Consider the following 15,202-nt stretch of genomic DNA (forward strand, 5'->3'; position numbering starts at 1 on the left):
CCCACGACCGGGGGGTACGCGAAGGCTGGAACCAATAAAAATATTGGCACTGACATTCATCGACACACTATTGAGTTCTCAAAGAACACACGCACCAGCAGATCACTGAATATCTTCAGATCTTCCGTTGGGCAACTGTTCCAGCCTAACCACGCTCCCAGGCGATGTCAATCGTTACCCTGGTCACTTGATCTTGGCCTGTCAGGCGCTCTCCGGCTCTTGCGTCCGTGTCGCTCTGACTTCCAATAAGTTACGCGCCGGATAACGCAACGTCAAATCGCCTGGACACCACTGGATCCCCGCAGGTCAGCGCCTCGATGGACGCCGCGGAACCGGCCTGAATCACACGAATGTGATTCAGGCCTCCGCTCCTGGGTCAGGCTATCCGACGGACACCCGCAATGTTCTTCTTTCCACGACGCAGCACCAGCCACTGCCCGTGCAGGTAGTCGGCGTCCGACGGGGTCCAGTCGATGTCGCTGATGCGCTCGTTGTTCACCGAGGCACCGCCTTCGTTCACCGCGCGCCGTGCCGCTCCCCTGCTCTCGCACAGGCCCGAGGCCACGAGCAGGTCGACGATGGTGTCGGGCTTGCCGGGCGCGACTTCGGCGACCTTGCCGTCGATTGCGGTCTCGCGCAGGGCCGCGCCGAGCATCGACTCGGGCAGTTCGCGCAGATCACCACGACCGAACAGGGCCTGGCTCGCCAGTTCCACCGCCCGGGTCTCGGCTTCGCCGTGCACCAGAGTCGTCATTTCGGCGGCCAGCCGCTTCTGGGCCTCGCGTGCGAAGGGCCGTTCGGCGGTGGCCTGTTCCAGCTCGTCGAGTTCTTCGCGGCTCAGGAAGGTGAACCAGCGCAGGTAACGGACGACATCGGCGTCGGCGGTGTTCACGAAGTACTGGTACCAGGCGTAGGGGCTGGTGAGTTCCGGGTCGAGCCAGAGGCTGCCGCCACCGGTGGACTTGCCGAACTTCTTGCCGTCGGCCGAGGTCACCAGGGGGACGGTGAGCGCGTGCACGTGCGCCCCGTCGACTCGCCGGTTGAGTTCGACGCCGGCGATGATGTTGCCCCACTGATCCGAGCCACCGACCTGCAGTGTGCAGCCGTGTTCACGGCGCAGCTGCAGGTAGTCGTTGGCTTGCAGCAGCATGTAGCTGAACTCGGTGTAGGAGATGCCTTCGCCTTCGAGACGCCGTTTGACGGTGTCGCGGGCGAGCATGACGTTCACGGAGAAGTGCTTACCGATATCGCGCAGGAAGTCGACGGTAGTGAGCGGCCCGGTCCAGTCCATGTTGTTCACGATCACCGCGCCGGTCGGCGAATCGTCGAGGTCGACGAACCGCTCGAGCTGGCCGCGAATGCGCTGAGCCCATTCGGCGACCGTGTCCGTCGAGTTCATGGTGCGCTCGCCCACGTCGCGAGGGTCGCCGATGAGGCCGGTCGCGCCGCCGGCGAGCACGATCGGGCGGTGGCCCGCGCGCTGGAAGCGCTTGAGCGCGAGCAGCGGGACGAGGTGGCCCGCGTGCAGGCTGGCGGCGGTGGGGTCGAAGCCGGCATACAGCGTCAACGGCTGCGCGGCCGCGGCTGCGCGCAACTCGTCGAGGTCGGTGGACTGCGCGATCAGGCCGCGCCAGGTCAGTTCGTCGAAGATGTCGCCGGTCACGAGGATCTATCTTTGCGCATCGCGTCGGCCGGGCGCACCCCGGTTATCTCCTCAGGTCCGGACGCGGGTGATCCAGGCGATCAGCTCGGCTTCGACTTCGTCGCGGTCGACTTCGTTGAGGACCTCGTGCCTGGCACCGGCGTAGACCCGGTAGGTGAGGTCGGTCAGGCCCGCGTCGCGGTAGCGCTGGACCAGCAGATCGCTCAGTCGCAGTCCGGCGTTGAGCGGGTCCTGGTCGCCGACCATCACATAGATGGGCAGATCGGGACGCACGACCGGCTTCGCCAACCGCTCGGTGGCGACGGTGGCCAGCTCGCCCAGGTTCGTCGGGTCGATGGCGAAGCCACACCAGGGATCGGCGATGTAGGCGTCGACCTGGGTTTCGTCGCGGCTGATCCAGTCGGCGTCGGTCCGGGTCGGCTGGAATCGGGCGTTGAAGAAGGCGGTCAGGTCCCCGCCCGCCGCGGCCATCTCGGCGAACAGCCCGTCGACGGCAGTCGACCCGCAGAGCACGACCTCGTCGACGAGGTCGGCGTGATCGAGGATGTATTGCTGCACGGCGAAAGATCCGAGACTGTGCCCGAAGAGGGTCACCGGCAGGCCGGGATGACGTTCGCGCAGGATCTCGGTAAGCGCGACCAGGTCGGCGACGAGCAGGTTCCAGCCGTCGGGGCCCAGCTCGCCCGGTACCTCCCCCATGCTGAGGCCGTGGCCCCGGTGGTCGTCGGCGTAGACGGCGAAGCCGAGAGCGGACAACCGCTCGGCGAGATGGCCGTAGCGCTCGGAGTGTTCGCCCATGCCGTGCGCGATCTGCACGATGCCCTGCGGTTCGGTGTCCGACGGCAGCCAACTGCGCACATGGATCTCGGTGCCGTCGGTGCTGGAAAAACTGAACACGGGCGCTCCTGGGATGCGATCTCGAACCGGTCCCTGATCGTCGCACCTGCGTGGCGCGCGCCACAGTGGCTTCGCAGACGAGATCCGCGCCGACACTTTGTCTCCCGCGACCGAACCCACCGTTCGGTCGCGGGACTGCCCCGAACACGCCGAGATCACCGGACTCGGTGTCCGGTGATCGTCAGCGTGCCGGGTTGTGGCTCATCGCGTCAGCGCGGTGATGGTGGCGCGGCGTTCGTAGGCGATCCAGGCGAAGATCGCGGCGAGCACCAGCGGGAAGATCGCCATTCGGGGCAGGTCGGCGATGAAGGCCTGGGTGGCGGCGGCGAGCACGGTGAGCACGGAGAGGCCGACGGCAGCGAGACCGCTGAGTCGCGGCACCATCAGGCCGATACCGCCCGCCACCTCGACCACGCCGATGAAGATCAACAGGCCGAAGGGGATGGTGAAGTTCGCGGCGCCGTTCTCCATCAGGGTGTTCGGGATGACGAGCTTGGGGCCGCCCGAGGCGATGACGAAGAACAGGCCGAGCACGATCTGCAGGGTCCACAGGACGCGGTTGCGGGTCTTGCCGGGGCGGTAGGTGGCGGCGGAGGTGGAGTTCGCGGAAATCGTGGCGGTGGTCATCTTCTCGTCCTTCTGGTCGGTCGCGCTCGGTGGGTAGCGCGTTCAACAGATAGGACGGACCGTCGCCGCAGAACTCATCGCTGTCGGCGAAGAATTTCGAAATCCCTGCTAGATCGCGGGTTTGGTGGCACGCGGACTGCGCCGGTAGGTCGAGACGGCCGACGAGCCGGGCAACCAGAACCGCCACGGCACCTCGGCGGCCAGGCTCACCCCCACGCGCGGACCCGAGGCGATCTCGACGAGCGGCACCGGGGGATTCAGCTCGAGCCGCACCTGCGAGAACGGGTCGAACAGCTCGGTTCCGTAGTCGGACAGGCTGATTCCCAGCGCACTGCCCACATTGCCCGGTCCCCGCGCGAGGTCGGCGTCGGCGCGTGCGGCGGGCCTGCGTTCCCGGGCGATCTCGGTCCCCTCGATCACTTCCCCGGCCCGGACGAGCACCGCGCACGCGACACCGTCGAAGCCCGCGGTCACGTTGACGCACAGGTGAATTCCGTACGAGCGGTACACGTAGAGCCGCCCGGCGGGGCCGAACATCACCGCGTTGCGCGCGGTCGGACCCGGCCACGAGTGCGCCGCCGGGTCCGGCCACGGCCCGGTCGCATCGCTCCCGTAGGCCTCGACTTCCACGATGCGCATCGCCACCGGCCCCGACCTCAACACCGATCCGAGTACCCGGCACGCCGCGGCGGCCGGGTCGACAGCGAGTTCCTGAGCAGACACGACGCCCATTCTCACCCGCAACGATCGACGCGGGCGCCACACCCCCGTCAGCCGAGCAGGTCGCGACCCTGGTTCAGGCCGGCGAGTTTGGTCGGGTTGACCTGGAAGCGCAGGTTCTGGATCCGGCCGTCGACCAGGTCGAAGGTGAAGGCGGCACCCGGCGTGCCCGCGAAGGTGATCAGTGCGCCGAGTTCACCGTTGATGTCGGTGGCGGCGAGTTCGGCGCCGGTCGACGACGGTTTGGCGAGCACACCGAGGATCCAGCGCGCGACATGATCGGGGCCGTGCAGGGGGCGGCGAGCCGCGGTGACGATGCCGCCGCCGTCGGACCAGCACGTCACATCGGGAGCGAGCAGGTTCATCAAGGCGTTCAGGTCGCCGCCGGAGCACGCGGCCATGAACTGTTCGGTGACGCGGGCGCGAGCGGCCTTGTCGGCGTCGAAGCGGGGGCGTCGTGATTGGACGTGGCTCTTCGCGCGGTGCGCGATCTGGCGGATGCCCGCCTCGGAGCGGTCGAGTGTTTCGGCGATCTCGGCGTGGGAGTAGCCGAACACCTCGCGCAGCAGGAAGACCGCCCGTTCCACCGGGGTCAGTGTTTCCAGTACGACGAGCATGGCGGTGGAGACGGTGTCGGCCAATGCGGTGTCCTCGGCGATATCGGGTGTGGTGAGCACCGGCTCGGGCAGCCACGGGCCGACGTACTTCTCGCGGACGGCGCGGGCGCTGGTGAGCCGGTTGAGTGCGAGATTGGTGACGGTGCGGACCAGGTAGGCGCGGGGGTTGGCCACCGCCGACCGGTCGGTCTCGTGCCACTTCAGCCAGGCGTCCTGCAGGACGTCCTCGGCGTCGGTGACGGTACCGAGCATGCGGTAGGCGGTGGCGAACAGCAGCCTGCGATGGTCGACGAACGGGTCGTGCTCCTGCATGTGCTCAACCATGACGGAGGAGATCGCGGGTCGCCGCGCCGCCCTTGGACAACTGCACGTCGACGGGCACCCGCTTGGTCACCTTGATCGCCGGTACGGGGGTGCTGCTGACCATTTCCTTGTAGGTGCGGGCGGCCCAGCCGGTGAGGTAGAACCGGCCGGGGGTGTCGTCGGCGCGGGTGAACTGGATGACGGCGGCACGGCGTCCGAGGCTGACGGGCTGGTGGAAGTAGCCGAAGCGGAAGGGACGCACAGTCTTTCCACGCAGCTCGGCGGCGATCGCATCGGCGGCGTAGGTGGCCGAGGGCAGGCCGCTCTGGCAGGTGCCGTGGATCCGGCCCCACGGTTGACGGATCGCGGCGGCGTCACCGATGGCGCGGATCGTGGGGTGCGAAACCGACTTCAACGTGGGCCCGACAACGATCAGCCCGCGTTCGTCGGTCGCGATCCCGGACTCGGCGGCCAGGGGTGACACGCGCACGCCGCTGGTCCACAGGGTCAGATCGGTGGCGATTCGTCGGCCGTCGGCGAGGACGACGGAATCGGCGGTCACCTCGGTCACCCGCTGACCGATCTCCCGCACGATGCCGAGCCGGTCGAGCACGGTGTTCAGGTAGGCGCGGGCTTTGGTGCCCATCATGGCGCCGAGTTCGCCGGAACCGACGAGGGTGACGCGCACGTCCGGGTGGCTTTCGGCGATCTCGGTGGCCGCCTCGATCCCGGTGAGGCCACCGCCGCACACGGTGACGGTGCGGCAGGCGGCCACCCGGCGCGCGAAGTCGTGCGCGCGCCGGGGGTCGTTCAGTGTCCAGGCGTGGTCGGCGACGCCGGGGACCACGGAGATGTCGGTGCTGCTGCCGAGGGCGTAGATCATGTCGTCGTAGGTGATGTCGCCGAATCCGTCGACGTACACGCGGCGGGCGTCCGGATCGATGGCGGTGGCGAACCCCTGGACGAAGCGGATTCCGGTGCCGTCGAGGATCGTCGGGATGTCGTGGTGCGCGAGTTCCTGACCGGCCGCGATCTGGTGCATCCGGAGCCGTTCGGTGAACCGGGCCGATGGGTTGACCAGGGTGATGTGGACGTTCGTCTTCCTGGTGCGGCGAGCCAGGCGGACGGCCGCGAGCAAGCCGGTGTAGCCGGCGCCGAGGACGACGATGCGGTGCGTGGTGGTCATGTCCTGCTCCTTCTCGGTGAGGTCGTGCATGGGACAAGACAGGACGGTCGAACGTGACAACCAGTCGAAGTGACCCGCATCACAGCGGAAAGTCAGGGTCCGAATGGGTGACGCTCCCGATGTGACGGCGGGTCGCGCAGACCTAGCGTCGTAACATGCGAACTCTCCGCCGGCTCGTCCTCGGCATCTGCGCACTCGCGATCGCTTTCGTCACAGTGATCGCGAGCGTGGTGACGTGGACGTGGTCGTCGGCCGACGTATCGACGGTCGGCACAACAGAGTTCACGCGACCGCTCAACATTCCGCCCCTGGCCGACAGCACCATCGCTGCCGACGGGACCAGGGTCTTCGCCCTGGATATGCGCACGGGGACAACCGAATTCGAGACCGGTCGAGCCACCGAGACCTCGGGATTCAACGGCAGCTATCTCGGGCCGACATTGCGGGCGAACCGGGGCGAGAAGGTTCGGGTGCGGGTGCGCAACGAGCTGCCCGAGGCGTCGACCGTGCATTGGCACGGAATGCACCTGCCCGCCGAGATGGACGGTGGACCGCATCAGATGGTCGAACCGGGCGGCACCTGGACGCCGGAATGGACAGTGGCACAACCCGCTTCGACACTCTGGTACCACCCACACCCGCACGGTGAAACCGAAGACCACGTGCGGCGCGGACTCGCAGGCATGTTCCTCGTCGACGACGGACCCTCACCCGCCCTGCCGAGCACCTACGGCGTCGACGATCTGCCGGTGATCGTGCAGGACGTGCGACTACGCGACAACCGGCTCGACGGCGCGCACAAGATCTTCCGCAATTCCGGCTTCCTCGGCGATCGGACGATGGTCAACGGCACCCTCGACCCGTTTCGCGAGGTGGCCGACGAGCTCGTCCGGTTGCGACTGCTCAACGCCTCGACCGCGCGCGTCTACACCTTCGCCTTCGACGACAATCGATCGTTCGCCCTGGTCGGCACCGACGGCGGGCTACTCGAACGGCCGGTGACTCTCGATCGGGTGCGGCTCTCGCCTGGCGAACGCGCCGAGATCGTGGTTCGGATGCGGCCGGGTGAGCGCACCGTGTTGCGCAGTGGCCGGTTGGATGTGGGCATGGACTTCTGGGGAACCCGATTCTCCGGTGGTGACGACAGTTTCGACGTGCTCGAGTTGCGGGCGGCCGAGACGCTGAGGCCCTCGAAGGGCGTCCCGGAACACCTTGCCGCGCAAACTCTTCCGAACCCCGACGACTCGGTGACCCAACGGCGGTTCGAGCTCGCCGGTATGGCGATCAACGGAAGCGCGATGGCCATGGACCGGATCGACACCGTCGTCACCCGGGGCGCCACGGAGACGTGGGTGGTGGCCAATGTCGACGGTCAGCCCCACAACTTCCACGTTCACGATGTGCAATTCCGGATCAGCGAGTACAACGGCGGCCCGCCACCGCCCGAACTTACCGGTGCCAAGGACACCGTGTTCCTGCCGCCGAACACGTCGGCGCGGCTGGTACTGCGTTTCGACGGGCCCGCCGATCCGGACACGCCGTACATGTACCACTGCCACCTGCTGTGGCACGAGGACCAGGGAATGATGGGCCAGTTCGTGGTCGTCGAGCCCGGTCGGGCCGCCGCGACACTCCCGGGTCACGAGCACTGACCCTTGCCGTGCCGCCGGTGCGGCGTTAAATTCAACAGGTAGTGAATTCAACACTTGATGAATTGAGGCGACCATGTCGCGCACCGCATCACCACCTGCCGTCGAGGTGGTAGGACTGACCGTCCGCCGAGGGAAACGCACCGTGCTCCACGGACTGGATCTCCAAATCGAGCCGGGAACCATCACCGGGCTGCTCGGGCCGTCCGGATGTGGCAAGACCACCCTGATGCGCAGCATCGTCGGCACCCAGCTGGTGGAATCGGGCACGGTCACCGTGCTTGGCGAAGCCGCGGGTGCAAGCGGGTTGCGACGCCGGGTCGGGTACGTCACCCAGGCGCCGAGCATCTATGCCGATATCAGCGTCCGCGACAATGTCGCCTACTACGCGGCGCTGTACGGGCGCGACCGCGACGACACCGAATCCGCCCTCGCCGCAGTCGGTTTGGCCGATCACGCCGACCAGCTGGGCGACCAGCTCTCCGGTGGGCAGAAGACCCGCGCCTCGCTGGCGTGCGCACTGGTCGGCAGGCCCGAGCTGCTGGTTCTCGACGAACCGACCGTCGGCCTCGATCCGGTGCTGCGGGTGGAACTGTGGCAGCGATTCCGCGAATTGGCCTCGGCGGGAAAGACGCTGCTCGTCTCCAGTCATGTGATGGACGAGGCCGAACACTGCGACCGACTGCTGCTGATGCGCGACGGCGAGCTCGTCGCCCAGCTCAGCCCCGCCGAACTGCGGGAACGCACCGGCGAACAGAATCTCGAAACGGCGTTCCTCGCACTGATCACGAAGGGAACGCGGGCATGAGCACTCCCTACACCGCGACCACCGGCCGGATCCTGCGGCAGCTGCGCAACGATCACCGCACCGTCGCCATGATCCTGGTAGTGCCCGCCCTGCTGATGACGTTGCTGTACTTCACCTATCAGGACGCACCGAGGGCACCGCACGCGCCGCTGACCCTGTTCGACCGGGTCGGCATCACCATGCTCGGCATCCTGCCGTTCATCGTGATGTTCCTGATCACCGCCATCGCCATGCAGCGCGAACGCACCTCGGGCACCCTGGAACGGCTGCTCACCACTCCCCTGCGCAAACTGGATCTGCTCGCCGGATACGGCACCGCGTTCTCGCTGGCTGCCGCCGCGCAAGCCGCCGTGGCCTGTGTTGTGGCGTTCTGGCTGCTCGATCTAGAGGCGGCGGGCAATCCGGGGTGGGTGATGCTGATCGCCGTGGTCGACGCGGTGTGCGGGGTGGCGCTCGGGTTGCTCGCCAGCGCTTTCGCCCGCACCGAGTTCCAGGCGGTGCAGTTCATGCCGGTGATCGTGGCGCCGCAGATCTTCCTGTGCGGCTTGCTCGTTCCGCGTGATCGGTTGCCCGGCTGGCTCGAGGCGATCAGCGATGTGCTGCCGTTGAGTTACGCCGTCGACGCGCTCCAAGAGGTGTCGACCAATGCGGAGCCCACCGCGGCGATGTGGCGCGATATCGCCGTCGTTGCCGGTTTCGCGGTTGTGGCACTGTGTCTTGGCGCGGCGACGCTGCGCAGACGCACGCCGTAGCGAAGTACGGCGCGGAGCGGGTCCGCGCGTCGGTCGGTGGAGGAGTCCTGGGATGAGCGCGAAGAGATCGCCCGGCACACGGTCGGGGCGACGGCCGGGCAATGTCGACACCCGGGCGGCGATCCTCGACGCCGCCCGCGCGCGCTTCGCCGAGGCCGGGTTCGACAAGACCTCGATCCGCGCGGTTGCCGCCGCCGCGCAGGTCGACCCCGCCCTCGTGCACCACTACTTCGGCACCAAGCAGCAGCTGTTCGCAGCCGTCGTCGAATTCCCGGTCGACCCGGAAGCCACTCTCGCCATTGTGGATTCGGCGCCGCTGGACGAGCTCGGTGCGGCGATCGTGCGCGCGGTGGTCGGGATCTGGGACTCCCCCGCCGGGCCGGGCATCGTCGCCATGGTGCGCAGCATGCTCACCGGCGACGCCGACATGACCCGCACATTCCTGCTGAAGGTGGTGCTGGAACGGGTGCGGGCCCGGATCGCGCGACCGGACGACGACGGTCACGCCCGGGTGTCACTGGCGGCGGCTCAGATGATGGGTGTCCTGATCGCGCGCAAAGTGATCTGTGTGGAGCCGCTTGCCTCGATGCCGCTCGACGCGGTCGTCGAGGCGGTCGGGCCGAGTATGCAGCGGTACCTGACGGGCCGAATCGATGCCGCTCAGCCGTACTGAACCGGCTCAGGATTCGGCGAGGAAGAATTCGTGCTCGGCGTCGGTGACGTCGCGGGCCTCGTCGATCAGCAGCACCGGGATGCCGTTGTCGACCGGGTAGGCGCGACGCAGGCGGGGGTTGTAGAGCACGCTGGCACCGGCTTCGGTGCGCACCAGCTGCAGCGGGCCCTTGTCCTGGGGGCAGGCCAGCAGGCCGAGCAGAGTTGCGTCGATGGTGGATTCGTGCGCCATGGTGCCTAACCTACCGCGCCCGCCGGAACGAGATGTAGCGGTGTCCGAAGAAGCTGAGCACCGCGACCAGACCCATCACCACCACCGACGCGGGTTCGGCGGGAAACCCGAACGCCTTCACCGCGAGTTCCACGAGCACCACGTTCAGCACGAGCCCACCCGCGTTCACGCCACAGAAGGCGACGAAGTCACGCAGGAGTCTGCCGCTGACCCGGAAAACCAGGGTCCGGTGCAGGACGAACGCCACCACCGTGCTCACCGCGTACGCGGCGACCACCGACAGGCCGGGACGGTCGTCGCCGAGCACCTGCAACCAGCACACGACGAGCACCATGCCGAGCAGGGTGTTGAACCCGCCGACGATCGCGAACGCCAGCTCCTGACGCTTGACGATCCGCAGCAGCGGGCCCGGCGTGGCGAGCACGCCGTCGGCGGGGACCGCCTCGGTGGTCATCGCAGCGCGTCCGCGAGTTCGGCGTCGCCGTCGGGGATGGATTCGGCGGCGGGCGCTTCCTGTTCGGGTTTGCGGCCGCGCACGTACAGCCACTGGAAGAACGCGAGCCCGAGCAGGCCGAGGCCGATCGCGGCGCCACCGATCTTCCAGCCCGGCGGGCGCCAGGTCAGTTCGAGTTCGGCATCGGTGGTTCCGGCGGGGATGTCGACGGCGACGAAGCTCTTGGCGACCACCTTGAACGGGATGTCCTTGCCGTCGAGGCTCACCCGGTAGCCCGGCCAGCCGAGCCGCGCGAACACCACGCGGCCACCGTTGTCCGAGCTCACCCGCAGCTTGCTGGTGGTGTCGCTCTCGGAGGTGGAGACGGCGGTCGCGTTCTCGACGGCCGAGATGCGGCCGTTGCGGGTGGAGATCAGCCCGTCCTCGCGTTCCAGCACCGCGATGTACTTCTCGTGTCCGGGGTAGTCGACCCACTTCCAGCCCGTCGGGGCCGGTTGGGTGGCGGCGTCCGGATAGAGTGCGCGGTGCAGGACCACCCGGTCGACGTTCATCAGGTCGACCACGGTCTTGCCCGTCGACGGCTCGACGGCGAAGGCCCGCCGGTAGGCGTCTGGGCAGACGCTGGTGTCCCAGCGCATGCAGAGCATGTCGCCGAACCAGTAGTGCCCGTTCGGGGTGTAGCCGCTGACGTAGGTGCGTTCGATGTCCTTGGCGTAGTTGCCGAACACCAGCGAACCGTAGGCGCCGTCGAGGGTGCGCTCCCCCGGCGGGATCAACGCACGATCACCGAGTTGCAAGGTGGTGCCCGCGAATTCGGGGAACGCGGCGCGGGCGGCGGCCCGGTCGCTCGGCAGGTTCCAGCTCATGGGTGTCGGCTGGGCGCGCTCGACCTGGATGTAGGCGATGGGGAACACCGCGATGATCGCGAGGGCGACCGCGGCGGTCGTGCTCTTCTGCACCGCCAGCCACACCACGGCCGCACCGAGCGCCGCGAGCGCGAGCGCGGCGATCACATGGGCGATCCAGTTGTGCGGGTCGGCCGAGAACGACCGCACCCACAGCAGTCCGATCAGCACAGCCGCCGCGATGCCTCGCGCCCGCCAGTCCTTGAAGGTCGCGAACCGGCCGAGCAGCACACAGACCAGCAGCAGCAGACCGAGCGCGACCATCGGCAGCACCCGGGCCGGCCAGCGCAGCGGGCCGATGGTGCCAGGACCCGCGGTCCACATCAGTGCGGCGATCGCGAACACCGCGATGCCGGTGAGTTCACGCCACGCACCGCGCGCCCGGTTCCAGTCCACGAATGCCAGTGCCGGAACGAGGAACCAGGCGATGTAGACCACCGGCATCGGCTGCACGTAACCCCACCACGAGGTGAACGCGGGCAGCGTGGAGGGCAGGCTCGCGTTCAGCGACTCCGACCACGGCACGGTGAGGAACTGGTCGTTGTTGATCTGGGCGGTGCCGCGCCAGGTGACCTTCGCCGACAGCATGCTCGGCAGGTAGGTGGCCAGCCCGGCCAGCGCGGCGAGGCCGGAGACGAACAGCAGCCGCAGCGTCGGTCGCCAGGTCCGCTGGTAAACGAGTTCGCCGATGGCGACCGCGCCGATCATGAGTCCGGCCTCGACCGCCGGGAAGATGTATTGCACCGAAATCGCCAGGTACAGATACACGAAAACGGGGATCGGGCCACCGTTTCCGCGCGCGTAGCGGACACCGGACGCCCACGCGTGCACCATCCACGCGGTGCCGGTGAACGCCGTCATCCAGCTGGCCTCGTCGAAGAACATCAGCCAGCCCGTGAACGGGATAGACACACCGGCCAGCGCCGCCCACTGCACGCGCGAGCCGTAGACCAGGCAGATCCGGTAGACACCGAGCCCGAGGATGATGGCGAAGATCAGCTTCACCACGGTCGCGTAGAGCACGAGATTGTCCACCGAGGGCGCGATCAGGTCGATCAGCAGCTGCGGCGGATTCAGCAGGCCCGCTTCCTCGATGGCGTAATTGCCCGCCATCCAGTGCTCGGGAACCATCACCGGCAGGTCGCCGTCGCGCAGCCGGTTGCCGAGCATCACCCACAGCGGCACATACTGCGATTCGGTGTCGTCGGTGTAGAAGTGCCGGACGTTGGCGAGTAGCACCGCGCCATAGCCCGCGATCACGCCGAGGGCGGTGATCAAGCCCCAGATGTAGACCGAACGTCGGGACGGGTTTCTACTTTCCACCACGAGCACCAGACCCTACAGGCATCCCCGCGTGACAGCGCCTCGCACAGCCCGATCCGGCACCGCCGACCCGTCACCGTGCGGTGTTAGAGTGCCCACACCCCTCGCCTGCCAAGACACCGAAAGTCGACCCATGCCGCTTCCCACCGCACATTCGTCCCGGTCCGGCGCTGTGCCACGCGCGGGCGCCGCCGAGCGCAACGGCTCGCATCCGGTGCATTCGGTGTCGGTGGTCGTCCCCGTCTACCGGGGTGAGGACACGATCGCCGCGCTGGTCGCCGAACTGGACGGGCTCACCGGGCCGAGCACGACCCCGTCGGGTGCGCGGTTCGCGGTGGAGGAGATCATCCTCGTCCACGACAACGGGCCGGATCGCTCCGATGTGGTACTGCAGGAACTGGAAGGCTCCTACCCGCAGGTGCGCGCGGTGTGGTTGAGCCGCAACTTCGGCCAGGACGCGGCGACCATCGCGGGCATGGCGGCCGCGCGCGGCGACTGGATCGTCACGATGGACGAGGACGGCCAGCACGACCCGGCCTTCATCGCCGACTTCCTCGACGCGGCACTGGCCTCGCGCGCGGACCTCGTCTACTCCAAGCCGTCCAACACCCGCCCGCACGGCTTCCTGCGCAACCTCACCTCGCGCGGCGCGAAGATCGTGCTGGCCACGGTGTTCGCCTTCCCCGATTCCACCCGGTTCGAGAGCTTCCGCCTGATCCGGGGCGATATCGGCCGTCAGCTCGCCGAGGTCGCGGCCAACGGCGTGTACCTGGACGTGGCGCTCACCTGGGTGGTCGGCAATACGGTCTCGGTGCCGGTGGTGTTGCGCGCCGAGGGCCGCGACGAGTCCGGCTACAACTACCGTCGCCTGTTCTCGCTGTTCTGGAAGATGGTGTTGTGCAGCGGAACTCGTGGCCTGCGGCTGGTGAGCATGCTCGGGGTGAGCCTGGCACTCGCCGGTGTCGCGATGGCCGCGTTCATCGTGGTGCAGGCGCTCACCCAGGACAATCACGACCCCGAGGGCTGGGCGTCGATCATCGTCGTGCTGCTGCTGTGCTCGGGCGCCACCCTGTTCTCGCTCGGCCTGATCGCGGAGTATCTCGGTGTGGCCCTGCACATCCTGGTCGGTAAGCCGCTGTACCTGACCGTGCAGACCCCGACACCGCGCCCGGATACGATGCACGCGCCGGTCTCCAACCATCGAGTCGACGTCGCGGTGCCGGCAGCCGTGACGGACAAGGACCTCCGCGAGTGAACGACCGCATCATCTTCAGCAGGCCGTTCCGTGCCGCCGCCGAGCGCGCCAACCTGTCGGCCGTCCTCGATTCCGATCACAGCCACGGCGACGGCCAGTTCACCAGGTCGGCAACGGCCAAGATCAAGGCCATCACCGGCGCCGACCACGCGCTGCTCACCACCTCCTGCACGCACGCGCTGGAACTCGGTGCGCTGCTGCTCGAACTCGGCCCCGACGACGAAGTGATCGTGCCGAGTTTCGCGTTCACCTCGGCCGCCACCGCGATGGCGCTGCGCGGGTCGACCTGTGTGTTCGTCGACATCGACGACGCGACCGGCAATATCGACCCCGCCGCGGCCGCCGAGGCGATCACCGACCGAACCAAGGCGATCGTGGTGATGCACTACGGCGGTGTCGCCGCCGACATGGAACCGCTGCTGGCACTGGCCGCGCAGCACGGTGTGGCGATCATCGAGGACAACGCGCACGGCCTCGGCGGAACCTGGCGCGGCAGGCAACTCGGCACCATCGGCACAGTGGGCACCCAGAGTTTCCACGACACCAAGAACGTCCATTGCGGTGAGGGTGGCGCGCTGCTGCTGTCGGACGAGATCCTGATGGGTCGCGCCGAGATCATGCGGGAGAAGGGCACCGACCGGGCCCGTTTCCTGCGCGGGCAGGTCGACAAGTACTCGTGGCAGGACATCGGTTCCAGCTACCTGCCCAGCGAACTGAACGCCGCGGTCCTCGACGCGCAGCTGGCCGAGTTCGACACCATCCAGGCCGCCCGCCACCGGGTGTGGGACACCTACGCGGCCGCGCTGCCCGACTGGGCCGCCGCCAACGACGTGCGCCCGATGACGGTGCCCGCCGACCGTGGCCACACCGCGCACCTGTTCTACCTGCGGATGCCCACCGAGGACAGCCGCGACGGGATCATCGCGCACCTCGCCGAGCGCGGGATCGTCGCCCCGTTCCACTACATTCCGCTCGATTCGAGCCCGGCGGGGCTCAAGTACGGGCGCACCCCGGTGCCGTGCACGCGGTCGGCGGAGTTCTCGGCCACCATCGTGCGGTTGCCGTTGTGGCCGATGCTCAGCGAGGCGCAGCTCGGTCGCGTCATCGATGCCGTCACGGAGTACCGCGTCTAGGTTTCG

The 15,202-nt window shown here is 67.9% G+C and carries 15 protein-coding genes; 6 read left to right on the forward strand and 9 right to left on the reverse strand.

What is annotated here, in order from left to right:
* Positions 1-376: 376 nt before the first annotated feature.
* The 6 genes from tyrS to ACWEVR_RS32445 form a co-directional block, all read right to left on the reverse strand.
* Positions 377-1,663, reverse strand: coding sequence for a tyrosine--tRNA ligase (gene tyrS / locus ACWEVR_RS32420; protein ID WP_452470029.1), 1,287 nt, complete (start codon positions 1,661-1,663; stop codon positions 377-379).
* A gap of 51 nt (positions 1,664-1,714) precedes the next feature.
* Complete coding sequence (locus ACWEVR_RS32425; RefSeq protein ID WP_452470030.1) at positions 1,715-2,560, reverse strand: alpha/beta hydrolase; 846 nt, start codon at positions 2,558-2,560, stop codon at positions 1,715-1,717.
* Between the two features lie 201 nt (positions 2,561-2,761).
* Positions 2,762-3,187 (reverse strand): DoxX family protein, encoded by a 426-nt coding sequence (locus ACWEVR_RS32430; RefSeq protein WP_452470031.1) that lies wholly within the window; start codon positions 3,185-3,187, stop codon positions 2,762-2,764.
* A gap of 108 nt (positions 3,188-3,295) precedes the next feature.
* Positions 3,296-3,919: a DNA-3-methyladenine glycosylase gene (locus ACWEVR_RS32435; RefSeq protein ID WP_452470032.1), complete on the reverse strand. Its 624-nt coding sequence runs from the start codon at positions 3,917-3,919 to the stop codon at positions 3,296-3,298.
* Positions 3,920-3,957: 38 nt separating this feature from the next.
* On the reverse strand, positions 3,958-4,836 hold the full coding sequence (locus ACWEVR_RS32440) for an RNA polymerase sigma-70 factor (protein ID WP_439268877.1): 879 nt from the start codon (positions 4,834-4,836) through the stop codon (positions 3,958-3,960).
* 4 nt (positions 4,837-4,840) lie between these two features.
* Positions 4,841-6,013, reverse strand: a complete 1,173-nt coding sequence (locus ACWEVR_RS32445) for an NAD(P)/FAD-dependent oxidoreductase (RefSeq protein ID WP_452470033.1) — start codon at positions 6,011-6,013, stop codon at positions 4,841-4,843.
* A 155-nt stretch (positions 6,014-6,168) separates the two neighbouring features.
* Here ACWEVR_RS32445 and ACWEVR_RS32450 point away from each other — a divergent pair, with 155 nt between their 5' ends.
* From ACWEVR_RS32450 to ACWEVR_RS32465, 4 genes are all read left to right on the forward strand, one after another.
* Positions 6,169-7,665: a multicopper oxidase family protein gene (locus ACWEVR_RS32450; RefSeq protein WP_452470034.1), complete on the forward strand. Its 1,497-nt coding sequence runs from the start codon at positions 6,169-6,171 to the stop codon at positions 7,663-7,665.
* 73 nt (positions 7,666-7,738) lie between these two features.
* The gene (locus tag ACWEVR_RS32455) at positions 7,739-8,470 is read left to right on the forward strand and encodes an ABC transporter ATP-binding protein (protein ID WP_452470035.1); all 732 of its coding nucleotides are present in this window, start codon (positions 7,739-7,741) and stop codon (positions 8,468-8,470) included.
* Complete coding sequence (locus tag ACWEVR_RS32460) at positions 8,467-9,222, forward strand: ABC transporter permease (protein WP_452470036.1); 756 nt, start codon at positions 8,467-8,469, stop codon at positions 9,220-9,222. Before ACWEVR_RS32455 ends, ACWEVR_RS32460 begins: the two co-directional genes overlap by 4 nt.
* A 52-nt stretch (positions 9,223-9,274) precedes the next feature.
* Complete coding sequence (locus ACWEVR_RS32465; RefSeq protein WP_452470037.1) at positions 9,275-9,895, forward strand: TetR/AcrR family transcriptional regulator; 621 nt, start codon at positions 9,275-9,277, stop codon at positions 9,893-9,895.
* Positions 9,896-9,901: 6 nt separating this feature from the next.
* Here ACWEVR_RS32465 and ACWEVR_RS32470 read toward each other — a convergent pair whose 3' ends face one another.
* Genes ACWEVR_RS32470 through ACWEVR_RS32480 form a run of 3 tightly spaced genes read right to left on the reverse strand, consistent with a single transcriptional unit; the run spans position 9,902 to position 12,808 of the window.
* On the reverse strand, positions 9,902-10,126 hold the full coding sequence (locus ACWEVR_RS32470) for a Trm112 family protein (protein ID WP_067499129.1): 225 nt from the start codon (positions 10,124-10,126) through the stop codon (positions 9,902-9,904).
* A gap of 10 nt (positions 10,127-10,136) precedes the next feature.
* Positions 10,137-10,580: a GtrA family protein gene (locus ACWEVR_RS32475; protein WP_067499127.1), complete on the reverse strand. Its 444-nt coding sequence runs from the start codon at positions 10,578-10,580 to the stop codon at positions 10,137-10,139.
* The gene (locus ACWEVR_RS32480) at positions 10,577-12,808 is read right to left on the reverse strand and encodes a hypothetical protein (RefSeq protein ID WP_452470058.1); all 2,232 of its coding nucleotides are present in this window, start codon (positions 12,806-12,808) and stop codon (positions 10,577-10,579) included. The genes ACWEVR_RS32475 and ACWEVR_RS32480 overlap by 4 nt, the downstream gene beginning before the upstream one ends.
* Before the next feature lie 214 nt (positions 12,809-13,022).
* Between ACWEVR_RS32480 and ACWEVR_RS32485 the strand changes: the two genes are divergently transcribed.
* Together ACWEVR_RS32485 and rffA are read left to right on the forward strand one after the other, a co-directional pair.
* Entirely contained in the window at positions 13,023-14,063 is a 1,041-nt protein-coding gene (locus ACWEVR_RS32485) for a glycosyltransferase (RefSeq protein WP_243750153.1), read from the forward strand.
* Positions 14,060-15,196 (forward strand): dTDP-4-amino-4,6-dideoxygalactose transaminase, encoded by a 1,137-nt coding sequence (gene rffA, locus ACWEVR_RS32490; protein ID WP_452470038.1) that lies wholly within the window; start codon positions 14,060-14,062, stop codon positions 15,194-15,196. The genes ACWEVR_RS32485 and rffA overlap by 4 nt, the downstream gene beginning before the upstream one ends.
* The last annotated feature ends 6 nt before the right edge of the window (positions 15,197-15,202 follow it).

The sequence above is a fragment of the Nocardia sp. NPDC003979 genome, from assembly GCF_053605015.1.

Excerpts from the sequence above, each read along its gene's own strand:
- ACWEVR_RS32475 (WP_067499127.1), bottom strand. The coding sequence starts at position 10,580 with ATGACCACCGAGGCGGTCCCCGCCGACGGCGTGCTCGCCACGCCGGGC.
- ACWEVR_RS32455 (WP_452470035.1), top strand. The coding sequence starts at position 7,739 with ATGTCGCGCACCGCATCACCACCTGCCGTCGAGGTGGTAGGACTGACC.
- ACWEVR_RS32435 (WP_452470032.1), bottom strand. The coding sequence starts at position 3,919 with ATGGGCGTCGTGTCTGCTCAGGAACTCGCTGTCGACCCGGCCGCCGCG.
- ACWEVR_RS32430 (WP_452470031.1), bottom strand. The coding sequence starts at position 3,187 with ATGACCACCGCCACGATTTCCGCGAACTCCACCTCCGCCGCCACCTAC.
- ACWEVR_RS32450 (WP_452470034.1), top strand. The coding sequence starts at position 6,169 with ATGCGAACTCTCCGCCGGCTCGTCCTCGGCATCTGCGCACTCGCGATC.
- ACWEVR_RS32470 (WP_067499129.1), bottom strand. The coding sequence starts at position 10,126 with ATGGCGCACGAATCCACCATCGACGCAACTCTGCTCGGCCTGCTGGCC.
- ACWEVR_RS32440 (WP_439268877.1), bottom strand. The coding sequence starts at position 4,836 with ATGCAGGAGCACGACCCGTTCGTCGACCATCGCAGGCTGCTGTTCGCC.
- ACWEVR_RS32460 (WP_452470036.1), top strand. The coding sequence starts at position 8,467 with ATGAGCACTCCCTACACCGCGACCACCGGCCGGATCCTGCGGCAGCTG.
- ACWEVR_RS32465 (WP_452470037.1), top strand. The coding sequence starts at position 9,275 with ATGAGCGCGAAGAGATCGCCCGGCACACGGTCGGGGCGACGGCCGGGC.
- ACWEVR_RS32445 (WP_452470033.1), bottom strand. The coding sequence starts at position 6,013 with ATGACCACCACGCACCGCATCGTCGTCCTCGGCGCCGGCTACACCGGC.